The following is a 23,181-nucleotide window of genomic DNA, read 5'->3' on the forward strand; positions in this document are numbered from 1 at the left end:
CTAAATTGCGCTAGTGGATATCAGGCGGCTTCAACTCCACTTAACGCCTTTGAGCGAGCCTCTTCATAGCTTTGCCTGGATACTGGCCGAGCATCCGCAGCTCCCAAGTCCTGCATCGGGACCCGGTAAGTTTCCGGCGCACAGTAGGCAGCAAAAGCCGCGATACAGGTCACACCTAAAGTGATGGAACCGATAATCAGGGGGATATTCTCAGTGCCTGGCGGGGCCGCCAGTGTGAAAACAGCGGGCAGCATGGCGGTAAACAAGGTACCAACGTTCTGCGAGATCGCCATGGCCGAGCACCGATAACGGGACGGGAACTGCTCCGGGTAAAAGCTTGGGAAGATGGCGTTGTAGCCTTGATAGACGATGCCCCACATCAGTACGGACATGATGAATGCCATGGGCAAATTATGAACGCTGATTGCATACAGGTAAGCAAACGAGAGCAACCCGGAACCCAACGCCCCACCGATAATCATTGGTCGCCGGCCGATTTTGTCGGACAGATTACCCACGAAAGGAATAATCAAGACCGCCACGATGTTGCCAATAACCGGGATCCACAAGTACACACTTTTATCAAACCCGACTCCGTAAACCGGCTGCACCGCATAGACCGCGCCGAACACCGTAGTCACAACTGGAATAACGTTCATCAGTGCAACACAGACCACGATCAGCATACTTTTCCAGCTGTAACGGAAGGCTTCTGAGATCGGTGAACTGGTAATCTTGTTTTTCGCTTCAACCTCAGTAAATACAGGGGTTTCACTCACACCTCTGCGGATGAAATACCCGGCGATCAGCACACCGGCACTCATCAGGAACGGTATACGCCAGCCCCATGAGTTGAAGTCCTCAGCCGGCATGAAATAGGCCAGTGGCAGGAAGACCGCGGCGGCAAGCACCTGCCCGAATTGGACGCCTTGCAAGGTGAAGCTTGCAAAGTACCCTCGTCGTCCGAATGGCGCATGCTCGAGAATCATCGAACTGGCACCCGAGATCTCCCCCGCCACTGCGAAGCCCTGCACCAGGCGGAGCAGCACTAGCGCAATCGGCGCCCAAATGCCGACCTGATTATAGGTGGGCAGTAAGCCAACACCCATGGTCGCAATGCCCATCAGGAACATGCACAGCAACAGTACGTTTTTTCGACCGCGAGTATCGCCCCAATGCCCAAGGAAAAATGCACCGACTGGTCGCGCCAGGTAACCCACGCCATAGGTCGCCAGTGAGAGTGCGATGGCGACTTTCGGATCGGTCGCGGGGAAAAAAAGTGCCGGAAAAATCAACGCTGCCGCTTGGGCATAGATGAAAAAATCGTAGTACTCCAATGCAGACCCAATCCAACCGCTGGCGGCCGCTTTCTTGGACTGGTGTGTGCTATTGGTTTCTTGAATCGTGGAATTACTCATTGTAATCACCGTTATTATTGTTATCGGATACAGAGTGTTGGCGGCCCTTTCAAAGCAGTCGCCAGCAAACTATTTCTTTGATTTCAAGCCCTGGCTTTTGCTGCGCTTACACCCGCCCGTAAACCGAGCAAGTAGCTGTCTGCACCGAACCCACAGATTTGTCCTGTCACGATCTGGCCAAATACCGAATGATGACGGAACTCCTCGCGGGCATGGATGTTGGACATATGGATCTCGACCACTGGCACCGTAAGGATCGCCAATGCGTCACGGATGCCGTAACTGTAATGAGTCCAGGCACCTGCGTTGATGAGTACTGCATCCACGCCGTCGAAATAGCCCTGATGGATGCGCTCGCACATTTCGCGTTCGCTATTGGTCTGAAAACTTTCAATCGTTACGCCCAACTCTTCACCCAACGAGCGCAAGCTGGCGTCAATTTCGTTCAAGGTGATTGTTCCGTATTGCTTCGGATCACGCTTACCGAACATGTTGTGATTTACACCATGGAGCATCAGGACTTTCATGCTTGTTCCTCAATCAACTCAGATTGACTTCGATGACGCGCCCGGTCTTTGCAGCCCGGACAATGGCGTCGGTGATTTCCAGGTTAAGCAGTCCATCGCGGGCGCTGACCAATGGCTGAGTCTCGCCCCTGACTACAGCGCCGAAATGCTCCATCTGATGCATGATCGGGTCTTGCCGGATCATGCCGACAACGCCGACTTCAAATGGCTTCCACCACGAGCGATCCTCGGACCGCGGATAGGTTTTCAAACGCATGGTAGGAATTGAGAGACTGCCGTCGGTCCCGGAGACCACGTAGCAGTCCTCATCTTCGTAGGTGGGATAGGCCATGTTTTCCTGGGAGGTTTGCTCCCAGCTACGCGGTGAGGCGGCGGTGTCAGACAACATGAATGTGCCCAACGCACCATTCGCGAATCGCAGATTGATCGCGACGGTGTCTTCGACCGGGAACTCTCGAACTGCATGGGAGGAGAAAGCCTGAACGGCGACGATTTCCCCACAGAGCATGCGCAGGTTATGCACCTCGTGAATCATGTTGAGGAGGATGGGCCCCGCCCCAACTTCTCGACGCCAAGGTGCATCCACGTAGTAGTGATCAGGTTTGACGAATTGCGCACTGCCCATCACTGAGACAAGCCGCCCCAGCACACCGCTTTTAATCACCTCGCGTGCTTTAGCCATGATCGGACTGTGTGCACGGTGATGACCGATGAGAATGCGAGCGCCCTTCTCATCAGCCATCTGCACCAGCGCACGCCCTTCTTCTACCGTCGGAGCAATTGGCTTTTCCAGCAGCATGGCCAAGCCGGCGTTCATGCACAGCTCAGCATGAGCGACGTGCAGTTGATTAGGCGTAGCGAGTACCACTGCGTCAGGACGATCTTTTTCAATCATCTCTTCCAGTGAGGCATACAGCGCAACACCAGCCTGCGCGGCAAGCACGTGGGCGGCCGGTGATGGGTCGATGACAGCGGCAAGTTGGCATGTAGGGCTTTGCAGTAATGCCGCCATATGCGCCTGACCGATGTAGCCAGCGCCGGCTACCGCAATTCGAGTCGTGATCATGATGGCGAGCACTCAATGCAGAGGGCCCGAGGAAGGATGTTCATAGCGCTACCCGTAGTAATTGTATTTGTCGGGATTCATCAATCGCTGCTTTGCATACAGCGCCGTGAGACAAAAGGTAAGCAGGACCAAGAAGCCTGTCAACGAACATTTGATTTTTTGCATGCACAAAATAAACGACAGAATCAAAAACATCGATAAACCCCAATAAAATCAGCAATAAACTCAGAAGATGTATGCGATTATTTTTTCAATATGCGATTTTGCATGCATTTTCTTGACGCTACCGAAGAGAAAGCTTAGGGTTTGATCAGTCGATTTGCATGCAAAACAAACAAGAAGCCAAACAGGAACGCTCAACATGTCTAAAGCTCCAGTCGATCTCAGCGCGATTACCCGGTCGGCAGGCCTGGATCCCGCCATTCAGAAACATTCATTGGAAACCTTCGGGCCGGCCTACCGCGATCTGCTGGGTTACGTTCCGCCTCGCATTCAGGCGCGTTTCGGTACAACCGGTGTGCTCGACCCCGAGCTGGTCAAGCTGCAAGAAGCCATGCGCAGTCACGCAATGAATACGCCGCATCTGGATCCGAAAATGGTCCAGATCATCCTGTTCGGGATGTTGCTGATGGATGGCAACGATGCCGCCGAAACCCATTGCCTCGCTGCTCGCCGTTGCGGCGCCAGCTGGGAAGAATTGCAAGCCACTATCAGCCTCTGTTTCCTGTTCCGGGGGCTGCCAGCGGCAAACCGTGGCGCTGACCTTCTGGTCCGTGTTGCTGCTCGTGAAGAGCCAGTCGTCTACCCAACCTGAGGAGCGTCGCCATGAACAATTCGAATGTGCAGGATGCGGCCGACTTGCTTGACCAGGCCGCTCAAAGCGGTGAATGGATAACGCCTCTGCGTGATATCCAACCCGCATTCAGCATCGACGATGCTTATGCGATTCAACAGATCAACACTGATCGTCAGTTGGCCAAGGGGCGACGCATCGTCGGCCGAAAAATCGGCCTTACGTCGAAAGTGGTACAGAAGCAACTGGGCGTGGATCAGCCTGATTTCGGCGCCCTGTTCGATGACATGGGTTATGGCAGTGGTGAAGTGATTGCCTGGGGTTCTTTGCATCAACCCAAGGTCGAAGCAGAAATCGCCTTTGTCCTCAAAAACAATCTGGACATGCCAAATCCTGGCTTGGTGGATGTGCTCGACGCCATCGACTACGCCTTGCCTGCGATTGAAATAGTCGGCAGTCGCATCGACAAGTGGAACATTCGCATCGTCGACACCGTCGCCGACAACGCCTCTTCGGGCGCCTACGTATTGGGCACCACTCCCCGGAACGTCAAGGACATCAACCTCGACCTGTGCGGCATGGTCATGGAACGTCGTGGCGAGCCGGTCTCTACCGGGGTCGGTAAAGCCTGCCTCGGCAACCCACTCAACGCAGTGGTATGGCTGGCACGCAAGATGGTCGAAGTGGGCCAACCACTGCGCGCGGGTGACTTGGTGCTGTCTGGCGCCCTTGGGCCGATGGTCGAAGTACAACCAGGCGATATCGTCGAGGCACGCATCAACGGTCTGGGCTCGGTCACCGCCGTGTTTGGCACTGCACAAGAGGTATCAGCATGAGCAACATCGCAGAATTCGCCGCGCGCCTGGACGAGGCCGCCCGCACAGCAACCGCCACCCAACAGATCGATCCCGAGTCGGTGATGAGCCTGGAACAGGCCTACCAAATCCAGGCCGCCAACATTGCTCATCGGGTCGAACGCGGGGAGAAACTGGTCGGCGTGAAGATGGGTTTTACCAGCCGCGCCAAGATGATTCAGATGGGTATCGACGACGTGATCTGGGGCCGTCTGACCAGTGATATGCGAGTCGAGGAAGGCACAGCGCTGAAATTGTCCGATTACGTCCACCCGCGGGTCGAGCCTGAAATTGCGTTCCTGCTCAAAGCCCCCTTGGCTGGCGACGTGAGTGCCAGCGAAGCGCTGGCAGCGGTCGAGGCCGTGGCCCCGGCACTGGAGATCATCGATTCGCGCTACAAGGACTTCAAGTTCTCACTGCCTGACGTCATTGCCGACAACGCCTCATCTTCAGGATTCGTGATCGGCAACTGGCATGCTCCGGACACTGACCTGAGCAACTTGGGCATGGTCATGAGTTTCGACGGCAAGGTACAACACGTTGGCTCCAGTGCGGCGATTCTCGGCAATCCGGTGCGCGCACTGGTGGCTGCTGCACGCCTGGCGGCTGAAGCAGGCATCCCGCTGCAGGCTGGCTCCATCGTCATGGCTGGCGCAGCGACCGCGGCCGAATGGCTGTTACCGGGGACTTATGTTCGCCTGGAAATGCAGAACCTGGGCTCTATCGGTTTCCACGTTCAGGAGTAAGTCATGCCTATCGCCATCATCAATATCATCGAAGGCCGCAGCGACGAGAAGAAGCAGGCGTTGATCGCCAGCGTCTCCCAAGCCATCGCGCAAAGCCTGGATGCTCCGCTGGAAAGCGTTCGGGTCCTGGTCCAGGAATACCCAGACAACCTGTGGGCCGCCGGCGGCGAAACTATCCGCGAGCGACGCAGCAAGGCCAGCCAATAGCTCCGATCCCGACGCGGCAACGCACAGCACAAGAAGGACAATAAGATGAGCAAGCCTGTAAAAGTCGCCATCATCGGTTCCGGTAACATTGGCACCGATTTGATGATCAAAATCCTGCGTCATGGCAAGTACCTGGTAATGGGTGCCATGGTGGGTATCGACCCGGCCTCCGATGGCTTGGCCCGTGCCGAGCGCATGGGTGTCGCAACTACCGCGGGGGGCATTGAAGGCTTGCTGGCGATGGAAGGCTTCAAGGACATCAAGATCGTGTTCGACGCCACTTCCGCCGGCGCCCATGCTCACCACAATGCCTTGCTTCAACCTCACGGCATCAAGGTCATAGACCTTACGCCAGCAGCCATTGGCCCCTACGTGATTCCAGCGATCAACCTGGATTCGGAACTCGATGCCAGCAACCTGAATATGGTCACCTGCGGCGGCCAAGCCACGATTCCGATCGTCGCTGCGGTATCCCGCGTGGCCAAGGTTCACTATGGCGAAATTGTTGCCTCGATCTCCAGCAAGTCAGCAGGTCCGGGGACTCGAGCCAATATCGACGAGTTCACCGAAACCACCACCGCCGCCATCGAGAAACTCGGTGGTGCTACCCGTGGCAAGGCGATGATTGTACTTAACCCGGCCGAGCCGCCGCTGATCATGCGCGACACTGTCTTTGTGCTGTCCGAATTGGCTGACCAGGATGAAATCGAACGCTCGATTCTCGACATGGTGTCGAGCATGCAGAGCTACGTGCCGGGTTATCGCCTCAAACAAAGCGTGCAGTTCGAAGTGATCCCGCCTGAAGTACCGGTCAATGTCCCGGGCCTGGGCTACCTGAGTGGCCTGAAAACTTCGGTGTTCCTTGAGGTGGAAGGCGCAGCGCATTACCTGCCCGCCTACGCCGGCAACCTGGACATCATGACTTCGGCCGCCATGGCGTGTGCCGAACGCATTGCCGCCACCCGCCTGAACGCAGTCGAGGCCTGACGCATGGACATCAAGAAAAAGCTCTACATCTCAGACGTCACCCTGCGCGACGGCAGCCATGCCATTCGCCACCAGTATTCGATCAAGAATGCTCAGGACATCGCTCGCGCACTGGACAAGGCAAAAGTCGACGCCATCGAAGTCGCACACGGCGACGGCTTGCAAGGTTCGAGCTTCAACTATGGTTTTTCAGCGCACTCGGATCTGGAATACATCGAGGCGGTGGCGGATGTCATCAGCCACGCCAAAATCACCACGTTGCTGTTGCCCGGTATCGGTACGGTTCACGACCTCAAGGCGGCTTACAACGCCGGCGCTCGCGTCGTTCGAATCGCCACTCACTGCACGGAAGCAGACGTGTCACGCCAGCATATCGAGTACGCTCGTGAACTGGGCATGGATACCGTCGGCTTCCTGATGATGAGCCATATGCTCGCACCGCAAGACCTGGCTAAACAGGCGAAGCTGATGGAGAGCTATGGCGCCACCTGCGTGTACATGGCCGACTCTGGCGGCGCGATGAACATGCAGGACATTCGCGAGCGCTTCCGCGCGTTCAAGGCTGTGCTCAAGGCTGAAACTGAAACCGGCATGCACGCTCACCACAACCTGTCGCTGGGTGTCGCCAACTCGATCACTGCGGTGGAAGAAGGTTGTGACCGCATTGATGCCAGCCTTGCCGGCATGGGTGCCGGTGCGGGCAACGCGCCACTGGAAGTCTTTATCGCTGCTGCCGAGCGCCTGGGCTGGAACCACGGTACGGACCTCTACACCCTGATGGACGCCGCCGATGACATCGTCCGTCCCTTGCAGGATCGCCCGGTACGGGTTGATCGCGAAAGCCTGGCCCTGGGATATGCCGGGGTCTATTCAAGCTTCCTGCGACACGCTGAAGTCGCGGCAACCAAATACGGCCTCAAGACTGTCGATATCCTCGTTGAACTGGGCAAGCGCCGCATGGTTGGGGGGCAGGAAGACATGATCGTCGACGTGGCTCTGGACCTGCTTCGTCGTTGAACCTGAACAATAAAAAGGTGAGTTGAATCCATGAACAAAACCAGCAAGTTTCATCCTGAACCTCTTTATGACGTTTCGAACCTCGGTCATGTCGAGCTTAATACTCCTGACCTGGCCGCCAGCGTGCGCTTCTTCACTGAAGTTTACGGCCTGGATCTGGTCACTACCCAAGGCGACTCGGCTTACCTGAGAGCGTGGGGCGACCACGATCTCACCTCGCTGAAACTGACTCAGGCTCGGCAAGCAGGCGCCGCGCACATCGGCTGGCGCGTCATGAGTCCGCAGGCACTGGAACGTCGTGTCGCGGCACTGAAAGCCTATGGTGTTGAAGGAAAATGGATCGATGGCGACGTCGGTCATGGCGCTGCCTACAGCTTTATCGCACCGAGCGGGCACCGTATGGAGGTCTACTATGAGGCCGAAAAGTATGTGCCGACCGCGGACAAGAAGCCGTACCTGCCCAACCAGCCGCAAAAATTCAGCGGCCGCGGCGTGGCGGCTGCACGCATCGACCACATCAACATTCTGACTCAGGATGTGGTCAAGACTCGCGAATTCGCAGACCAGACCATGGGCTTCAAATTGCGCGAGCATTTGATCCCGGGCGGCCAAGGCGAAGAAGTCGGTGCCTGGATGAGCCTGATGAACAAGGCCCATGACTTGGCTATCACCAAGGAGCCGAGTCCGACTGCCAGCGGTCGACTCCATCACTTGGCCTATGCCGTTGAAAATCGGGAAGACGTATTGCGCGCTGCAGATATCTTCATGGAGAACGACGTCCACATCGAATTCGGCCCGGCCAAGCATTCGCGTACGCAAGGTTTCTTTCTGTACGTGTACGAACCGGGCGGCAACCGCATTGAAGTCTTCTCCGGCGGCATTCACATCTTCACTCCCGATTGGGAACCTGTGACCTGGGGCACCGAAGTCAAAGGCCGTTCCACCGCGTGGGGCCTTGGCGTACCGGAGAGCTTCCACAAGTACGCGACACCCGATGTACAGGTGCCAGAGGCAACCCCCGCGGCCAAAGCTGCTGCGATGGCTGCGTTAAGCGAGTGAGGTCTGAGCCTGTCGGCGAATAGCTGACAGGCCGCCAGACATCGCGGATGATAGGGCGTATCGAGACGGCAATGTTTGCCGTCTCTCGAGTGATTGGGTCAGAGGCCTTTGCAGTGAACGAGATGTTGATGGAAGAGAGCCTGCACGCGCAGGAAGACAGCACGACTACCCATGCCACCTCCTTGGTCAAGCGTCTGCGTATGGCGATCATGACCGGTGAGTTGGCCCCGGGTAGCAAGCTGCGCCTGGATGCACTGCGCGAAAAGCTGGGTCTGACCATCAGTCGAAGTCCACTGCGCGAGGCCCTTTCCCGGCTGGGCGCTGAAGGCCTTGTCCTCATCGAGGACAACCGCGGCTATCGGGTTATCCCGGTTTCGGAAGAAAACCTTCAGGAAATTGCGAAACTGCGGGTGCACTCCGAAAGCCTGGCGTTACGCGAAGCGATTGCCAAGGGTGATCAAGCTTGGCTCGACGGTGTATGCCAGGCCGAAGCCGCCCTTCGCGAAATCAAGCGCAGCGACCAGGCGGTCGCTGGGCGCCAAGAAGCCTGGGAGCACGCTCATCGTGACTTTCACCTGAAGTTGCTCGAGGCCTGCGCCATGCCGTTGCTGCTTAACTACTGCAACACCTTGCACGACCTGAACGATCGTTACCGTCGCATGTTCCTGGCCAAGAACCCTTTTGACCGGGATGTGAACGGCGAACATGCGGCCATCGTTGCTGCCACCAAGGAACGTAACGCCGACCTGGCATGCGCCCTTCTGGCCCAGCATATCCAGCGCACCACGCAGAACATCTGCCGGAGCCTGGTCGCTCAAAATCTCCAGACACCCGGTTGATTCGCTCCAGAACGACCCTGCGGTAGATTCAAACACAATAAATAATACGACGCCGTCATGGCCGTCGTAGGGAGACTCTATGCGCCATTCAATCGCAACAATGGTTCTGTCCGGTAGCCTGCCAGAAAAAATGAAAGCCGCAGCCCATGCCGGTTTCGACGCCATTGAGTTATTCGAAAACGACCTGATTCAATGCGACCTCAGCCTTGCCGAAATACGCGAACTTGCGTTGCAATTGAACCTGAGGCTGGACATCTATCAGCCTTTACGGGATTTCGAGGGCGTATCGGCCGCGCAGCTGGCACGTAACCTCGACCGGGCGGAATACAAATTCGACATCATGCAAGAGTTGGGCATCGACTTGATGGGGGTTTGCTCCAACGCGCAAGCCGATGCACTGGGTGATCGCCAATTGATCGCTGATCAGCTGGCTGAACTTGCACAACGTGCAGCTCGGCGGCAACTGCGAATCGGTTTCGAATCGTTGTCGTGGGGCACTCACTGCAATCGCTGGAGCCATGCCTGGGAGGCGGTGCAACGCGCCGATCAGCACAACCTCGGGCTGATTCTGGACAGCTACCATACGCTGGCACTGCACGATGACTACAGCGCCATTGTTGAAATCCCCGGTGAGCGGATCTTCTACTTTCAGCTGTCCGATGCCCCCTTCGAGATCGGTTCACCTCCCCTCTATACACGGCCATTGCGAACCCTTCCTGGACTCGGTCAATTCGACATGGTCGGCTTCACCGATACCGTTTTACAAACCGGCTACCAAGGTCCTTTATCGCTGGAAATATTCAGCGACGAATACCGCGGCGCTCCAGCAGAGTCGACTGCACGTGGCGCCAAAGCCTCACTTTTATGGCTAGAGGAACGTGTGCAAGAGCGGCGCCTGGCTCGCGGTGAACCCTCCTCGCCAATTCTCAAAGCACCGGAGCCTTCGCGTGAATTGTCTCCTTACTCGTTAATCAGCGAATCCCCTGAGGCAAACGAGTTGCAGCATCTCCTGGGTTTGATTGGACCATGGAGCACAGAGGCAGTAGCTCAGGCCGTTCCGGCCGGCGAAATGGAAACCTTCAGTGCCGAGTACCGCAGACGCTTCGCCATGCAGCGCCAGATACCGATCCTCAAGCACGATCCCAAGGGTGTGATACGTGGCAGGACTCTCTTCACTGATGTCTGCGCCATCGAGCTGGAAACCTCCATTCACAGTGCCACGCTGGTAGCAAACGCCAGCAAGGACCGCCGCTTTACCCGCCTGACCATTGCCGTCCCAGACCTACAGAAAGCGCTAATGGCCATTGGCGGCGACAGTCAGCCGCCACTGGTTCTGTCGGCTCATTACTACGACGACCTGCGTGCCCGCTTCTCCCTGAGCGAGGATAAGACCAACAGCTTGCGCAAACTAAACGCTGCCTATGACCGGCAAGGTGATGGCGAGCTCTTACAAGCCTTCGTTCCGGTCGGTACCGATGGATTTTGCCTGCACGTGGTTGAGCGTCGACCTGGCTATCCATCCCAGTCATGGGACATGGCCAACGCTTACGTGGTGAACGCGGCGCTGAAGGCCCGCCTGTCTAAATAAATGCACCGCAGCCGTGAAATCTGCATCCGCAGGTCTGTTTAAGCGACATCCCGAACAATTAAAACAACTGTGCAGGAGCACGGGACAATGTTGACTCATTTGAAAGTCCGGACTGGCATGATCGGCGTACTGATCGCTTTTGTGTTCGCTTTGCTGCTTGCCAGTCTCAACGGGTTTTACGGAGCTCAAACAAGCGATGAACAAATTAGGGACCTTAACCTGCTGACGGCGGTTCAGCTGGACAAGCTCGACAATGCTGCGATTTGGGTGACGCGAGCCAGCGCTACCAGCCACAGCTCATTGCTTGATCGACTGGCGGGCGCACCGAATCGGCCGATCAAGGCGCCGCTGCCGCCAAGGAGCGTCTGAACAACGCCCAAAAGCTGATCAGCGAAATCATCCCCACACTGACCGCCCCGCAATTGATTGCCGCCGGGCGCGAGCTGGAACAAGTGTCTCTGAATACGCCAAGGTCGTGCAGCAACAAATCAATAGCACCCGACTAGGAGACTTGGTCGAATACTCAAGGATGAATGACAGCGCCAAGACGCTCGGTCAACGTTATGGGCAAGTTCGTGATGCGTTTACGGCGCTCATCACATCTCATATCGCGCAGACCATGGCTGATTCCCGCCAGCGCATCCATCAGGCACAACTCGCCACCGGCGCTCTGTTAGTCCTGACGCTTTTGCTCGCGATCGCTTGTAGGGTGTTCATTTCAAATCGAGTACTGCTGCCTTTACGCCAAGCCGGTGAGCGCTTCAATGAAATGGCACGCGGGGACCTCAGCTAGCCGATAACAGCTGTCAGTCGCAACGAGATTGGTCAACTGTTTGCCTCGTTGGCGAACATGCAAAAAAACCAGCGCAACACACTTTCCCAGCTCAGCAATACAGCAGCGCTCGTCTCTGACGCTGCGCACAACCTCAACGGTATCACTCGGGAGAGTTCACGCGATTTGCAACAACAGCATGCCGAGCTTGAGATGGCCGTAACCGCAGTCACCGAAATGACATCGGCGGTTGAGGAGGTATCACGTAACGCGGTGTCCACTTCCGAGGCTGCAACGGCATCAAATCGTCTAGCCAATGAAAGCCGTGAACAGGTTCGGCGAGTAAGGACCGAGATCGATTCAATGAACACCGACGTGCAAAGCACGGGCGAAATTATCCAGCGACTGGCGAGCCAGACCAGGGACATTGGCAAGGTGCTGGATGTCATTCGGTCTGTCTCTGAACAAACCAAAATCGGTGGGCATGCCAGAGATCGGCGCGCAAACGCTGACCGAGTCGGACATGTGGGGGGCGACGCCGTTCGATCAACTGCTCTGCCGTATCTCGTTCAAGAAAATGCGTTACGACGGGCTGTACACCGCACCAGGCACCGATATCTCGCTGAGCTTCCCGGGTTCGCCGGGCGGCATGAACTGGGGCGGTATCTCGACTGATCCGGTACACGGTTTCATCTTCGTCAACGACATGCGTCTGGGCCTGTGGATCCAGATGGTGCCGCAGCAGAAAGATGCCAAGACCTCTTCCGGCGGCGAAGCGCTAAACACCGGCATAGGCGCGGTACCGCTCAAAGGCACCCCGTATGCCGTGAACAAGAATCGATTTCTGTCTGTCGCCGGTATCCCTTGCCAGGCACCGCCCTTTGGCACACTGACCGCGATCGACATGAAAACCCGGAAAGTCGCGTGGCAAGTGCCGGTTGGCACCGTCCAGGACAGTATCAAGATGCATTTGGCCTTGCCGATCGGCATGCCGACGCTGGGCGGTACACTCTCCACTCAAGGCGGTTTGGTATTCATCGCCGGTACACAGGACTACTACCTGCGCGCTTTCAACTCCGCCAACGGAGAAGAGGCCTGGAAAGCCCGGCTGCCCGTGGGCAGCCAAGGTGGCCCGATGACGTTTGTGTCGCCGAAAACAGGCAAGCAGTACATTGTCATCACCGCGGGTGGTGCGCGCCAGTCAGCCGATCGCGGCGATTATGTGATCGCTTACGCGCTGCCTGAGAGCAAGTAAACCAGTAACACCTGAAAGCCGCTGCCGCCATGTGAGAGTGGCAGCGGTTTTTTGTTGGCTCATACGACCGACCACCAGATCGACATCGCCCACCCGCAACTGCGACAACAAATACGCGCTCGGCCCGGTCACCACACTCACCATCAGCGCTGAATGGCGCTCGTGCAAACGCCGCGCAACCTCAGGTACCAGCAAGCTTTCCACCGTCGACAACACCCCGAGTCGCACCCTGCCCGACGCATATTCGCCACCACGCAAGGTATTCACCCCATCACGCAGCGCCTGCACCGAAGGCCCGGCATAACGCAAAAAGGCGACCCCGGCCTCGGTCAGGCTCACGCCACTTTTACTGCGCATAAAAAGGCTTGTCGCCAGCAGTGCCTCCAGTTCCTTGAGCGTCTTCGACATCGCTGGCTGACTCACTGCCAAGATATCCGCCGCCTGCGCCAGGCTGCCCTGACGAGCCATTTCAAGAAAGCATACGAGGTGACGGAATTTGATGCGGGTGTCGATGTTCACTGCAGAGCCCCGTGAAGTTGCCTCGACGGCGTCGAAACGTTTGCAGGCGATCTTAGCGTGCGCTCAATTTGCTGGCGACCGGACTGGCGCATCGGCCAGGAGCCTTTTGCGAAGCACATGTGGACTGCTGCGGCAGATGCGCGCAGTAAGGGCGGAATCAAGTTTATAACCGACCTCGCTTTCTGAGAATGAACCAATACTAGACGATATGGTCTAGTAATCCGCGTAATGGGTCTTAAACCCCACCCCTCCTCCGATCTGAACGAGATGCCCCGTTTGCCTGAATATTTGGAACCGATTCCCAAATGGGAACCGCATGAACGTCCGTCCATGCCAGGATCGCCATCGACGCCATCGCACAGCCCGCCATTGCGCGTGGCGTTTGCGTTGGTTGCAGTCCTGTTAGGCATCACTGGCGGGCTAGGAAACGCGCTGATCAGTGCAAACCTGGCCAACGTTCAAGGCCACCTGGGACTCACACCAAGCGAAGGCGCGTGGCTGCCCGCAGCCTACTTGATGGTGAATATTTCAACGTCGCTGGTGCTGATCAAGTTTCGTCAACAGTACGGGCTGCGTCGATTCGCCGAAATAGGTCTGTCGATCTACGTCTTGCTGACGGTCGCTCATGTCTTTGTCGAAGGCTTCGCAATGGCGGTGTTTGTAAGAGCAGCTAGCGGCTTTGCCGGCGCGACGGTGAGCACGCTGGCCGTTCTCTACATGCTCCAGGCTTTCAAAAAAGCAGACATGGGCCGTGCTCTGGTGCTGGGAATTGGTATTTCGCAACTGGCGACGCCGTTGGCATGGCTTCTTTCCCCGGCGCTGCTGGACTTGGGCGAGTGGCATCGACTGTACGTCTTTGAAGCAGGCCTGGCGCTGTGCAGTCTCTCCGCCGTCGTCGTTCTCAAACTGCCTCCGGGAGAGCGGATCAAAATCTTTGAATCGCTGGACTTCGTAACCTTCGCGCTACTTGCTCCGGGGCTGGCATTGATAGCTGCGGTGCTGGCCCAGGGCCGCGTGCAATGGTGGAACAGCCAGCCATGGATGGGGTATGCGCTGCTCGCATCGGTCATTTTGCTGACCGCTGCCTTCATCATCGAGTACAACCGCAAGAACCCATTGCTGCAAACTCGCTGGCTGGGATCATTGGAGACTTTGCGTTTCGCCATGGGCGCAATGATGTTGCGCTTCATCCTCTCAGAACAGAACTTCGGCGCCGTCGGACTACTACAGACACTTGGTATGGGCGCAGACCAACTGCATTCGTTGTATGCAGTCATGCTTGCAGGTTTGCTGGGAGGTATGTGCACCAGCGCTCTGACGTTCAGTCAGAAGGCGGTGATTCCGCAGATCCTGACGTCCATCGTCCTGATAGGCCTGGGTAGCTTCATGGACGCCGACGCAACCAATCTGACGCGTCCACACGATATGTTCCTCAGCCAGGGACTGCTCTCGTTTGCAGCCGGGATGTTCATGGGGCCGCTGATGCTGATTGGCGTAATGAGCGCCTTGAAAAACGGGCCGCAGTACATGGTCAGTTTTGCCGTGCTGTTCTCTCTCACCCAAAGCATAGGTGGGTTGGCGGGCCCCGCTGCTTTCGGCTCTTTCCAGGTGATGCGCGAAAAATTCCATTCGAGCCAGATCAATGGCCATCTCGACCCGACCAACCCAGTGGTGGCTCAGCGGTTGCAGATCCAGAACCAGATCTACAGCGCGACCCAGACCGACCCTGTTCTACGTAAGGCCCAAGGCATCTCGCAACTGAGCCAGACAGCCAGCCGTGAAGCCAATGTGCTGGCATTCAATGACGTCTTTCGTGTTATCGGCTTGCTGACCATCAGCTTCTTGAGTTGGTCGCTATTTCATACCGTGCGTGCCGCACGGGCGGCAAAGAAGGCCGAACAGCCCAAGCCCGACATTACCCTTCCCGTGACTGTGTGACCCTCTTATGACCCGAAATGACAAATCCGGAAACGGACAGCCCAACCCGCAGAATCCAGCGACGCAAGACTCCACCTCGGTGCCAGATACTGGCAGTGCGGCCCAGGACCCGCCAAAAATCATAAAGCCCCGACGGGGTACGGTTTTCATAATGATTGGTGTGGCTTTGGCGGGTATTCTGGCGATTCTTTACGCTTGGCAATTCTGGCCTTTCAACAGCGCCATCACCACCACTGAAAACGCCTATGTCCGGGGACAGATAACGGTCATGGCACCTCAGGTCAACGGTTATGTCGCGAAGGTATTGGTGCGCGACTTCGAGGCTGTGCGTCGAGGCCAGACCCTGTTGCAAATCGATGATCGGATTTATCGCCAGCGAGTCGAGCAAGCACAGGCCGACCTTGATGCTCGGAAGGCAGAGCTGGACAACTCTGTGCAAACCCAGGCGTCAGACCAGGCGACACTCACCTCTCGAGGGGCGGAACTCTATTCGGCGCAAGCAGAATACGCCCGTGCGCAGGCCGACGAACTGCGGGTCAACGAGTTGGCCTCTCGTGGGTCGGTCTCTGTACGTGAACGCGACCAGATTCGCGCGACCGCTCGGGCCGCCAGTGCGAACGTCAAAAAAGCGCGAGCCGCCATCAACATTGCAGAAGAGACCGTCAAGTCCACCCGTGTGTCACGAGGGGTGCTCCAGGCGCAGGTCAGAACCGCACAAGCGGCTCTTCATCTGGCTGAGATCGATTTGGACAATACACAGATCAGGGCGCCGCGCGACGGCGTTCTCAGCGAGGTATCGGTGCGTCTTGGCCAGTATGTATCGGCGGGCTCGCAGCTGCTCTACCTGGTGCCGGAACAACTGTGGGTGATCGCCAATTATAAAGAAACCCAGATTCACCATATGCTAGTGGGCCAACCTGTCAGCCTTGATGTGGACGCACTGGACGGCGCACGTCTGACGGGGCGACTCGAACGTTTGGCCCCAGCCACCGGCTCGGAATTCAGCGTCCTGCGTCCGGACAACGCAACAGGCAACTTTACTAAAGTTGCACAACGCATTCCCGTTCGAATAGTCCTGGATCCAGAGCAACCCTTGTTACACCGGCTGCGTCCAGGCATGTCGGTGATCACCCATGTCGATACCAGCGACACCTCGAAGCGGAGTTCGGCGCCATGAATATCAAAGCGTATGGTGCGCTGCGGTGGATGTCGTTAGGTGCCGCATTAGGCTTGATTGCTTGCGCCCCGGTCAAAACGGCCTCACCCCAGGAGGCCAAAGTATTTGCCCCGGCGGCCTGGCGCGCACCCATCGGAGTCCCCGCACCGATATCCGGCACGTGGTGGCAAACGTTCGATGAACCAGCGATTAATGACCTGGTTGAGGCTGCTCTGGCCCATAACACTGACATTCTAGAGGCCATATCCAGAGTTGAAGAAGCCCGCCAGCAGATCAGGCTGTCCCACTCAGCGCTGTTGCCGACTCTGGACGGTTCGGTCGGCGGACAAACCAATCGCAATTTGGGGACTACCGGCATCACCCATACGCGGTCCATACAACCGGAGCTGCAGGCGTCTTATGAACTGGACCTCTGGGGCCGCCTGCGCACCTTGGAAAACGCGGCGCAGATGAGCTATCAGGCAAGCCAGTCTGACAGGGATAACATTCGCCTGTCCGTGGCCAGTACCACCGTGCGTGCCTACATTTCATTGCTGTCCCTGGACACCCAGTTGAAGGTTACCCGAGATACCGCACAATCACGCCGTGACGCATTGCGTGTCGCTGAGGATCGGGCAAACGAAGGCTACACCTCGCAACTGGAACTTACCCAGGCGCAGTCTGAGTACGAATCTGCCGCACAGATGATCCCCGAACTTGAGCAGGCTATCCGTCAGCAAGAGAACGCCATTCGTTTATTAACCGGCACGCTGCCTGGCGATGTACACCGGGGACGAGAGTTTCAAACCCTTACACCGCCCACGGTGCCAGGACTCTTGCCCGCGCAATTGCTGCGCAGGCGCCCTGATATACAGCAGGCCGAACAGTTGGTCGCCGCTACTGACCTGAACCTGGATGCACGGCGTGACGAATTCCTCCCCCAAGTGCAACTGTCGGGTGGCATAGGACGGTTGTATGTAAATGCCTTGGATTTCGATCCAGTCAAAGTTTGGGATCTGGGGGCCAGCGTCTTGGCACCGATTTATAGCGCTGGTCGACTCGAAGCCCAAGTCGGGGTCGCCACCGCCCAACGCGATCAAGCGGCTTATTCGTACAGGGCCACTGCGCTCAAAGCTTTTGGTGAAGTTGAAAATTCATTATCTGGCGTCAAACGCCTCGAGGAGCAGATAACGCGAGTGCATGCGCGCCGGGTTACCTTGGCTCGCTCACTGGAAATCGCCAGGGATCGTTACCAAGGGGGCTACTCTTCGTACCTTGAAGTACTGGACGCTCAGCGCAATTTGTTTAACACCGAATTGTCAGCCATTCAGATTCGGGAGAACCAGCTTAATAACATGATTTCTCTGTATCAGGCGCTTGGAGGGGGATGGGTGCCGGAAAAATGAACAGGGTCCCAGCAATGAACACCGCGGTCGAACAGGTCCCATCACCATGAAGCAAATCCCCCTCACCTCTTGTCTCATTCTGATACTGACACCCTTCGCCCGAGCAGAAGTGACAGTTGTCGAGGATCTGTCCAGCGACTTCGCTCAAACCGCTCTTCGAGTATTCGATGCTCAGATGAATGGAGGGCGACCTAACGGACTTTTCCATGCCGAGGTCTCCCTGCTATCTGATGAGGCCTGGATGCTACCCATCAGCAGTTCTCGGTTGAGCCCAGGCAAGATCACACCTCGAACCCTGGACATGCCTGGCCTGCCGCCCTTCTTTCTGGTGGGTGACGATCCAAAGTCACTGGCTTGGCTGCAGGAACGGGTCACAGTCCTGCGCGAGCTGGGTACGGTTGGCCTGGCTGTCGAAGTGGCTGATGTAAAAGCTCTGGCTCGGATTCGGGCAGCCGCTCCCGGGATCACTATTCTCCCGCTCAATGGCAACAGCATCGCAACACGCTTGCAGATCAAGCATTACCCAGTCCTGGTCACTGCCACCTCGCTGGAACAGTGAATCGAGGCAATGGCCTCCTACAGAACATCCTGCAAAAGTTTAGATTTTACAGGGGTGACCATCTCATCAAGCGCCCTGCTTTTCTATTGCATCAAGGTATGCAACCAAGGCGCGTGGCGCCTCGTTTAGAATAAGCAAACTTTTAAAATTATCATTTTCAAATGCTGCGCGACAAAGACCAGCAGGTAACGCCAACATTGCAACCGCATACACTTCACACATTTCAGTACTGACATTAGGAATGCGCAACATAACAACATGACTATAAATTTCTTTGAGCTGTACCTGTAAATCAGAAGCCTGAAGCTGGCCAGCAGAGAAATTCGGGCTGATCATATGCAGAAAATCAGGATTTTTCTCAACATACTCCAGCAATGGAAGTACTAAATGTTTAACTGTATCCGCCGTACTAAATCCAATCCAGGTGGCGGGTTCAATAAGAAGAAGCTCACTGGCAATTTTGCCTAGCGCATCAATATGACGACGGCCCAATGCGCTCAGTACCTCCTCCTTATCCCTAAAAAAATGATAAAGCGACCCAATGGAAGTACCCGCGTCCTTGGCAATACCATGCATGGTCAGACTGAGCACTCCTTTCCCCACCATGAGGCGTGCACATGCATCCAGAATCATCTCAACACGCTCATGGCCACGCATCTGTTGTGGACGACGTTTGGATCTCGGGGATGCGGATGCCTGTGAGTCTGTCATGGTCTTCAAAATCGAGAGGGCTTTCCATTATGGCATGGCGTCCAGTCGATCACATCGTCGGCCAGGCAGGCAGCGAACAGGAAGCCTGCGGATCGCTACGCTCTCAGATCGTCGAAGGGCTTACTTGCGCATCAGTCATGTCAAACAGAGGGATGCCATTAAGCAAGCAGTATCAATCGCGTATGCGGCCCATCCGCCAACATAGGCAGAGCACCACTAGAAACCCGCCTGCTGACATCAGTGCAGCACAGAGAAATATCGCAGCATAGCCAAAACCTGAGGCAACCAGGCCCATCACCGGGCCGGCGATCCCCACTGCAATGTCAAAAAATATTGAAAGGGCACTGAGCGCCGAGTTACGGTTCGCGGCCGGAGTGTTCGCCAATGTCTCCACGCCTAGCCCCGGATAAACCCATGACACTCCTATCCCGGTCAACGCCCCGCCGGCAATGGCCAGCGCAGGAGACGGCGCGAGCCATATCAGCAGCATGCCCAAGGTCTGTACAAGCAGGCAGCCGCCCACCACCTTGTACCCTCTGAATCGCTGCAGTATTCCCGGCGACGATAATCGGGCAACGATAAAACCTGCCCCGAAGCCACTTAGACAGTAGGCGGAGTGATCCCAGCCCAGACTGTCGAAGTACAGTGCGATGAACGCCGTCAGCCCGCCAAATCCCACCGAGCTGCAAACCAGGACCAGGCCATTTGGCATGACGGCGAACAGGACTCGATAAAATGCCAGACGGGCGCCTGTCACTAATGGAGCTGACCGCTTGCCCAGAGCCAAAAGCAGGAACATCAGGCCAAGCAACACGGTGCTCAGCCCCACACTGGCGATACCCAACGAATTATGCAGAAGCACGCCCAGTGGCGCGCCAACAGCCGTACCGCCGTAAGCCGCTATTCCGTTCCACGACAGGACCTGTGCTGCCCGAGGGGCACCACATAACCCGATGGCCCAAGTGCAGCAGGGCGTGGAAATCATGGCCGTGGACGCCCCCAACACCAACCTCCCCAGCAGTAATAGCGTCAGGCTCAACCAGGGTGGGGTGTGCAGGATAATGGCGAGCGCAGTCAGGGTGCCGCTCAACATCAAGCCACTGAACCCACAGACCACCGCGTATTTGGCACCCAGGCGATCGGCCACGCCACCGGCCAAGGGGCGGGTCAGGAGCGTCGCCAGGTACTGAGAGCTGATCACCACACCCGCGAAAACCGAGGTAAGGCCCAGGTCATTGAGGACGTAGCCCGGCAACACAGCAAGCGGCAAGCCACTGCATACGTACGAGATAAAGTTGAAGCTGATAATGGACAGAATCAACCATTCACTACGGATTGCCTTGTCGCTGCCACGGCTCAAAACATCGATATCACCCATCATTGATCACTTGATTGCATAGCAGCCCACGGCGACGACGTACCCGTTCACCCGCTGCAGAAAAGTCCTCTTGTGTTCATTCTGCCCGGTCATAGGGTTGCGCCACTGATAGCTGATCTCCCCTGTTTCATGAGCGCTCATCTGCTTGAGAATATCCTCGCCAATAGGCTTGCCGTCGGTTGAGCGCAATGACTTGAAGTCGGTGCCGATCAGCCGGGGCGAAAAACCGTGAGCGACAAACCGCTGGGTTTTCAGGTCCACCACAAAGGCATAAAGATCATCCCGGGTGAGCTGTTTATCGTGCTGATTAATGAGGCCGAAGGTGGTTTTAGAGTCGTTGGAAACTTGCTTCGAGATTTGGCGCAGCAGTTGTTGTGCCTGTTCCGGGCTGGACCGTGGCATGTAGTAACCCACGGAGATCACCCGATCCTGCACACGCTGATAGAACACCCGTTTGCGCTCGACCTTGGCGTGTTGCCAGTTCCACCAGCGGTATTCGGCGCTATGCACAACGCCGTCATCCGGCTGTGAAATGGCTTGCTGGAATACAGCTTTGAGGTCGTCGTCCAGGAAACTGACCACCGGTTTGCCGACCAGTGAAACTGAAGGCCCGCCGCTCGCAAGCATCACACCGGAGGTATCTACCACGTAGATGTACAGCTCACCATCGACATAGGCCCCCTGCCGGCTGAACTCGGCCAACGCTGTGTCGCCCCTGGCTTTGTACTCGGCGACAGCTTTTGCCAGCAAGGCTTTGGCACGCTGGGTGTCGGCACCATAGGCCTCCGCTGGGGCTTGCTGAGCAACGCCGACAAGAGAGACAAAACACAGGCAAAGCACAGCGAAAGCTCGATAAAGGCCCATTGTTGTTATTCCTCTGGTGATCTTTCTGTTTTCACAATGGACAGGAGCAACCATGGGGGCTGCCTGGTCATGCGGTCCGTGATGGTTGATTTAGTCACCCAGGCGAAGGTCCACCGTCAGATTGTCGATAAGCCGCGTTTTACCGATGCGCGCCGCCACCAGAATCACAAAATGAGTATCGGTGCTTGTCACAGGATTTAAATTCCGGGCATTCCTGACTTCAAAGTATTCCAGCTGAAAACCGGCGTCGCTTATACGTTGATGACATTCAATCAACTGGCGCTCAGCCACCCGCTTCTCAACCTGGATAGACGCCGCCATGTGTTGCAGGCATGCATGAAGAACCGGGGCAACTGCACGTTCTCGATCGCTCAGATAACCGTTACGGGACGATAATGCCAAACCATCGGCGGCACGAATGGTCGGAGCAGCGACAATGTCGATCGTCATATTGAGATCCCTGACCATCGAACGAATGACTGCCAGCTGTTGATAGTCCTTCTCCCCGAAAACCGCTACGTCGGGCTGAACAATATTCAGCAATTTGACGACGACTGTGGCCATGCCATCGAAGTGACCTGGGCGCGCCGCACCGCACAGGCCTTCAGATACTTTTGGCACACTGACAATGGCCTGGTTGAGCATTCCTTCGGGATAGATCTGTTCGACAGCAGGGGCAAACAGCGCATCACAGCCAGCGTTGACCAATCTCTCTCGATCCGCATCGGGTGTCCGGGGATAGTTGGCCAGATCCTCATTCGCCCCGAACTGGAGTGGATTGACGAAGATGCTGGCGACGACATAGTCAGCTCGCTGCTTGGCCCAATGGACCAAGGCAATATGACCGTCATGCAAATTGCCCATGGTTGCCACCAGGGCGACTTTCTTATTTTCACTGCGCGCGCGGGTTACCAGCGCGCGAAGTGCACTCACTGTATCGACTGTCTGCACCGCTTACGCCTCTTTGGCCAGCTGCGTATTTATCGCATCAAGCAACCGAGGATCATCCGCTGCAACGTCCGGAGCGAAACGAGCGACCACCGTGCCGTGACGATCGATCAGAAATTTTTCGAAATTCCACAGCACGTCAGTGGTGCTGGCGGACTCGATGCCATATCCCTTCAGCCGCTCACGGAACGGGCCTTCACCGATGGCTTCAGGTTGCGAGGTCGTCAGTTCGGTGTAGAGAGCGTGCCGATCCGCGCCGACAACCGAGATTTTCGAGAACAACGGAAAATGAATGTCATAGTTCACCGAACAGAACTCAACGATTTCTGCGTCGCTACCCGGCTCCTGTTCCTTGAAGTTATTGGCAGGGAAACCCAGCACTTCAAGCCCCTGGGATTTTTTACTTTGGTACAGCTTTTCCAGCCCCTCATATTGCGGGGTCAGGCCGCATTTTGAAGCAACGTTGACCACCAGCAGGACTTTGCCCCGATAGTCGCCAAGGCTGCTGGAGCTTCCATCAATCTGTTTCAAAGGAATGTCGTAAAGGGAGTTACTCATCTGACTGCCTCATGCG

Annotated in this window: 23 protein-coding genes and 2 pseudogenes; 16 read left to right on the top strand and 9 right to left on the bottom strand. The window is 56.5% G+C overall.

The annotated features are described in order from the left end of the window. Positions 1-20 precede the first annotated feature (20 nt). The 3 genes from NHU87_RS08670 to NHU87_RS08680 form a co-directional block, all read right to left on the bottom strand. Positions 21-1,418 (bottom strand): MFS transporter, encoded by a 1,398-nt coding sequence (locus tag NHU87_RS08670; protein ID WP_253547452.1) that lies wholly within the window; start codon positions 1,416-1,418, stop codon positions 21-23. An 83-nt stretch (positions 1,419-1,501) separates the two neighbouring features. Continuing rightward, positions 1,502-1,945: a type II 3-dehydroquinate dehydratase gene (aroQ, locus tag NHU87_RS08675; protein WP_253547454.1), complete on the bottom strand. Its 444-nt coding sequence runs from the start codon at positions 1,943-1,945 to the stop codon at positions 1,502-1,504. A gap of 13 nt (positions 1,946-1,958) precedes the next feature. Next, on the bottom strand, positions 1,959-3,011 hold the full coding sequence (locus NHU87_RS08680) for a Gfo/Idh/MocA family protein (RefSeq protein WP_253547456.1): 1,053 nt from the start codon (positions 3,009-3,011) through the stop codon (positions 1,959-1,961). Positions 3,012-3,372: 361 nt separating this feature from the next. On the opposite strand from NHU87_RS08680, the gene NHU87_RS08685 reads away from it, so the two are divergent. The 12 genes and pseudogenes from NHU87_RS08685 to NHU87_RS08740 all read left to right on the top strand — a co-directional run. Then, the gene (locus NHU87_RS08685; protein WP_253547458.1) at positions 3,373-3,825 is read left to right on the top strand and encodes a carboxymuconolactone decarboxylase family protein; all 453 of its coding nucleotides are present in this window, start codon (positions 3,373-3,375) and stop codon (positions 3,823-3,825) included. A gap of 11 nt (positions 3,826-3,836) precedes the next feature. Then, the gene (locus NHU87_RS08690; protein WP_253547460.1) at positions 3,837-4,640 is read left to right on the top strand and encodes a 2-keto-4-pentenoate hydratase; all 804 of its coding nucleotides are present in this window, start codon (positions 3,837-3,839) and stop codon (positions 4,638-4,640) included. After that, on the top strand, positions 4,637-5,404 hold the full coding sequence (locus NHU87_RS08695; RefSeq protein ID WP_253547462.1) for a 2-keto-4-pentenoate hydratase: 768 nt from the start codon (positions 4,637-4,639) through the stop codon (positions 5,402-5,404). The genes NHU87_RS08690 and NHU87_RS08695 overlap by 4 nt, the downstream gene beginning before the upstream one ends. A 3-nt stretch (positions 5,405-5,407) precedes the next feature. Further along, positions 5,408-5,611 carry a 2-hydroxymuconate tautomerase family protein gene (locus NHU87_RS08700; protein WP_201189155.1) on the top strand — a complete coding sequence of 68 codons (204 nt, stop codon included), beginning with the start codon at positions 5,408-5,410 and terminating at the stop codon, positions 5,609-5,611. A 45-nt stretch (positions 5,612-5,656) separates the two neighbouring features. Beyond that, complete coding sequence (locus NHU87_RS08705) at positions 5,657-6,598, top strand: acetaldehyde dehydrogenase (acetylating) (RefSeq protein WP_253547464.1); 942 nt, start codon at positions 5,657-5,659, stop codon at positions 6,596-6,598. A 3-nt stretch (positions 6,599-6,601) separates the two neighbouring features. Then, positions 6,602-7,615 carry a 4-hydroxy-2-oxovalerate aldolase gene (dmpG, locus tag NHU87_RS08710; RefSeq protein WP_253547466.1) on the top strand — a complete coding sequence of 338 codons (1,014 nt, stop codon included), beginning with the start codon at positions 6,602-6,604 and terminating at the stop codon, positions 7,613-7,615. A gap of 30 nt (positions 7,616-7,645) precedes the next feature. Further along, positions 7,646-8,674, top strand: coding sequence for a catechol 2,3-dioxygenase (locus NHU87_RS08715; protein ID WP_253547468.1), 1,029 nt, complete (start codon positions 7,646-7,648; stop codon positions 8,672-8,674). Between the two features lie 128 nt (positions 8,675-8,802). Then, positions 8,803-9,513: a GntR family transcriptional regulator gene (locus NHU87_RS08720; RefSeq protein ID WP_253547470.1), complete on the top strand. Its 711-nt coding sequence runs from the start codon at positions 8,803-8,805 to the stop codon at positions 9,511-9,513. Between the two features lie 79 nt (positions 9,514-9,592). Continuing rightward, entirely contained in the window at positions 9,593-11,101 is a 1,509-nt protein-coding gene (locus tag NHU87_RS08725) for a sugar phosphate isomerase/epimerase and 4-hydroxyphenylpyruvate domain-containing protein (RefSeq protein WP_253547472.1), read from the top strand. A gap of 87 nt (positions 11,102-11,188) precedes the next feature. Beyond that, complete coding sequence (locus NHU87_RS08730; protein WP_301271394.1) at positions 11,189-11,470, top strand: Tar ligand binding domain-containing protein; 282 nt, start codon at positions 11,189-11,191, stop codon at positions 11,468-11,470. 160 nt (positions 11,471-11,630) lie between these two features. Continuing rightward, complete coding sequence (locus NHU87_RS08735) at positions 11,631-11,894, top strand: hypothetical protein (protein WP_253547476.1); 264 nt, start codon at positions 11,631-11,633, stop codon at positions 11,892-11,894. Positions 11,895-12,330: 436 nt separating this feature from the next. Further along, positions 12,331-13,128: pseudogene (locus tag NHU87_RS08740) on the top strand (membrane-bound PQQ-dependent dehydrogenase, glucose/quinate/shikimate family); the annotation flags it as partial. Positions 13,129-13,184: 56 nt separating this feature from the next. Here the strand turns inward: NHU87_RS08740 and NHU87_RS08745 are convergent. Continuing rightward, positions 13,185-13,647: pseudogene (locus NHU87_RS08745) on the bottom strand (LysR family transcriptional regulator); the annotation flags it as partial. Positions 13,648-13,977: 330 nt separating this feature from the next. Here NHU87_RS08745 and NHU87_RS08750 point away from each other — a divergent pair. Genes NHU87_RS08750 through NHU87_RS08765 form a run of 4 tightly spaced genes read left to right on the top strand, consistent with a single transcriptional unit; the run spans position 13,978 to position 18,706 of the window. Then, positions 13,978-15,585, top strand: a complete 1,608-nt coding sequence (locus NHU87_RS08750; RefSeq protein WP_367399025.1) for an MFS transporter — start codon at positions 13,978-13,980, stop codon at positions 15,583-15,585. A 7-nt stretch (positions 15,586-15,592) separates the two neighbouring features. After that, positions 15,593-16,762: an HlyD family secretion protein gene (locus tag NHU87_RS08755; protein WP_367399020.1), complete on the top strand. Its 1,170-nt coding sequence runs from the start codon at positions 15,593-15,595 to the stop codon at positions 16,760-16,762. Continuing rightward, positions 16,759-18,147 (top strand): efflux transporter outer membrane subunit, encoded by a 1,389-nt coding sequence (locus NHU87_RS08760; RefSeq protein ID WP_253547479.1) that lies wholly within the window; start codon positions 16,759-16,761, stop codon positions 18,145-18,147. The genes NHU87_RS08755 and NHU87_RS08760 overlap by 4 nt, the downstream gene beginning before the upstream one ends. Positions 18,148-18,193: 46 nt before the next feature. Then, a complete protein-coding gene (locus tag NHU87_RS08765) occupies positions 18,194-18,706 on the top strand; it encodes an integrating conjugative element protein (protein WP_253547481.1) in 513 nt (170 codons plus the stop codon). Between the two features lie 66 nt (positions 18,707-18,772). On the opposite strand, the gene NHU87_RS08770 is transcribed toward NHU87_RS08765, so the two are convergent. The 5 genes from NHU87_RS08770 to NHU87_RS08790 form a co-directional block, all read right to left on the bottom strand. Next, positions 18,773-19,339 carry a TetR/AcrR family transcriptional regulator gene (locus NHU87_RS08770; RefSeq protein ID WP_253547483.1) on the bottom strand — a complete coding sequence of 189 codons (567 nt, stop codon included), beginning with the start codon at positions 19,337-19,339 and terminating at the stop codon, positions 18,773-18,775. A gap of 250 nt (positions 19,340-19,589) precedes the next feature. Then, positions 19,590-20,795, bottom strand: a complete 1,206-nt coding sequence (locus tag NHU87_RS08775) for an MFS transporter (protein ID WP_253547485.1) — start codon at positions 20,793-20,795, stop codon at positions 19,590-19,592. A gap of 6 nt (positions 20,796-20,801) precedes the next feature. Next, positions 20,802-21,659 carry a cache domain-containing protein gene (locus NHU87_RS08780; protein ID WP_253547487.1) on the bottom strand — a complete coding sequence of 286 codons (858 nt, stop codon included), beginning with the start codon at positions 21,657-21,659 and terminating at the stop codon, positions 20,802-20,804. Between the two features lie 90 nt (positions 21,660-21,749). Further along, complete coding sequence (gene panC, locus NHU87_RS08785; protein ID WP_253547489.1) at positions 21,750-22,610, bottom strand: pantoate--beta-alanine ligase; 861 nt, start codon at positions 22,608-22,610, stop codon at positions 21,750-21,752. Between the two features lie 3 nt (positions 22,611-22,613). Then, positions 22,614-23,165: a glutathione peroxidase gene (locus NHU87_RS08790; RefSeq protein ID WP_253547491.1), complete on the bottom strand. Its 552-nt coding sequence runs from the start codon at positions 23,163-23,165 to the stop codon at positions 22,614-22,616. Between the last annotated feature and the right edge of the window lie 16 nt (positions 23,166-23,181).

The sequence above is a fragment of the Pseudomonas mandelii genome (genome assembly GCF_024138395.1).
Lineage (GTDB): Bacteria > Pseudomonadota > Gammaproteobacteria > Pseudomonadales > Pseudomonadaceae > Aquipseudomonas > Aquipseudomonas mandelii_E.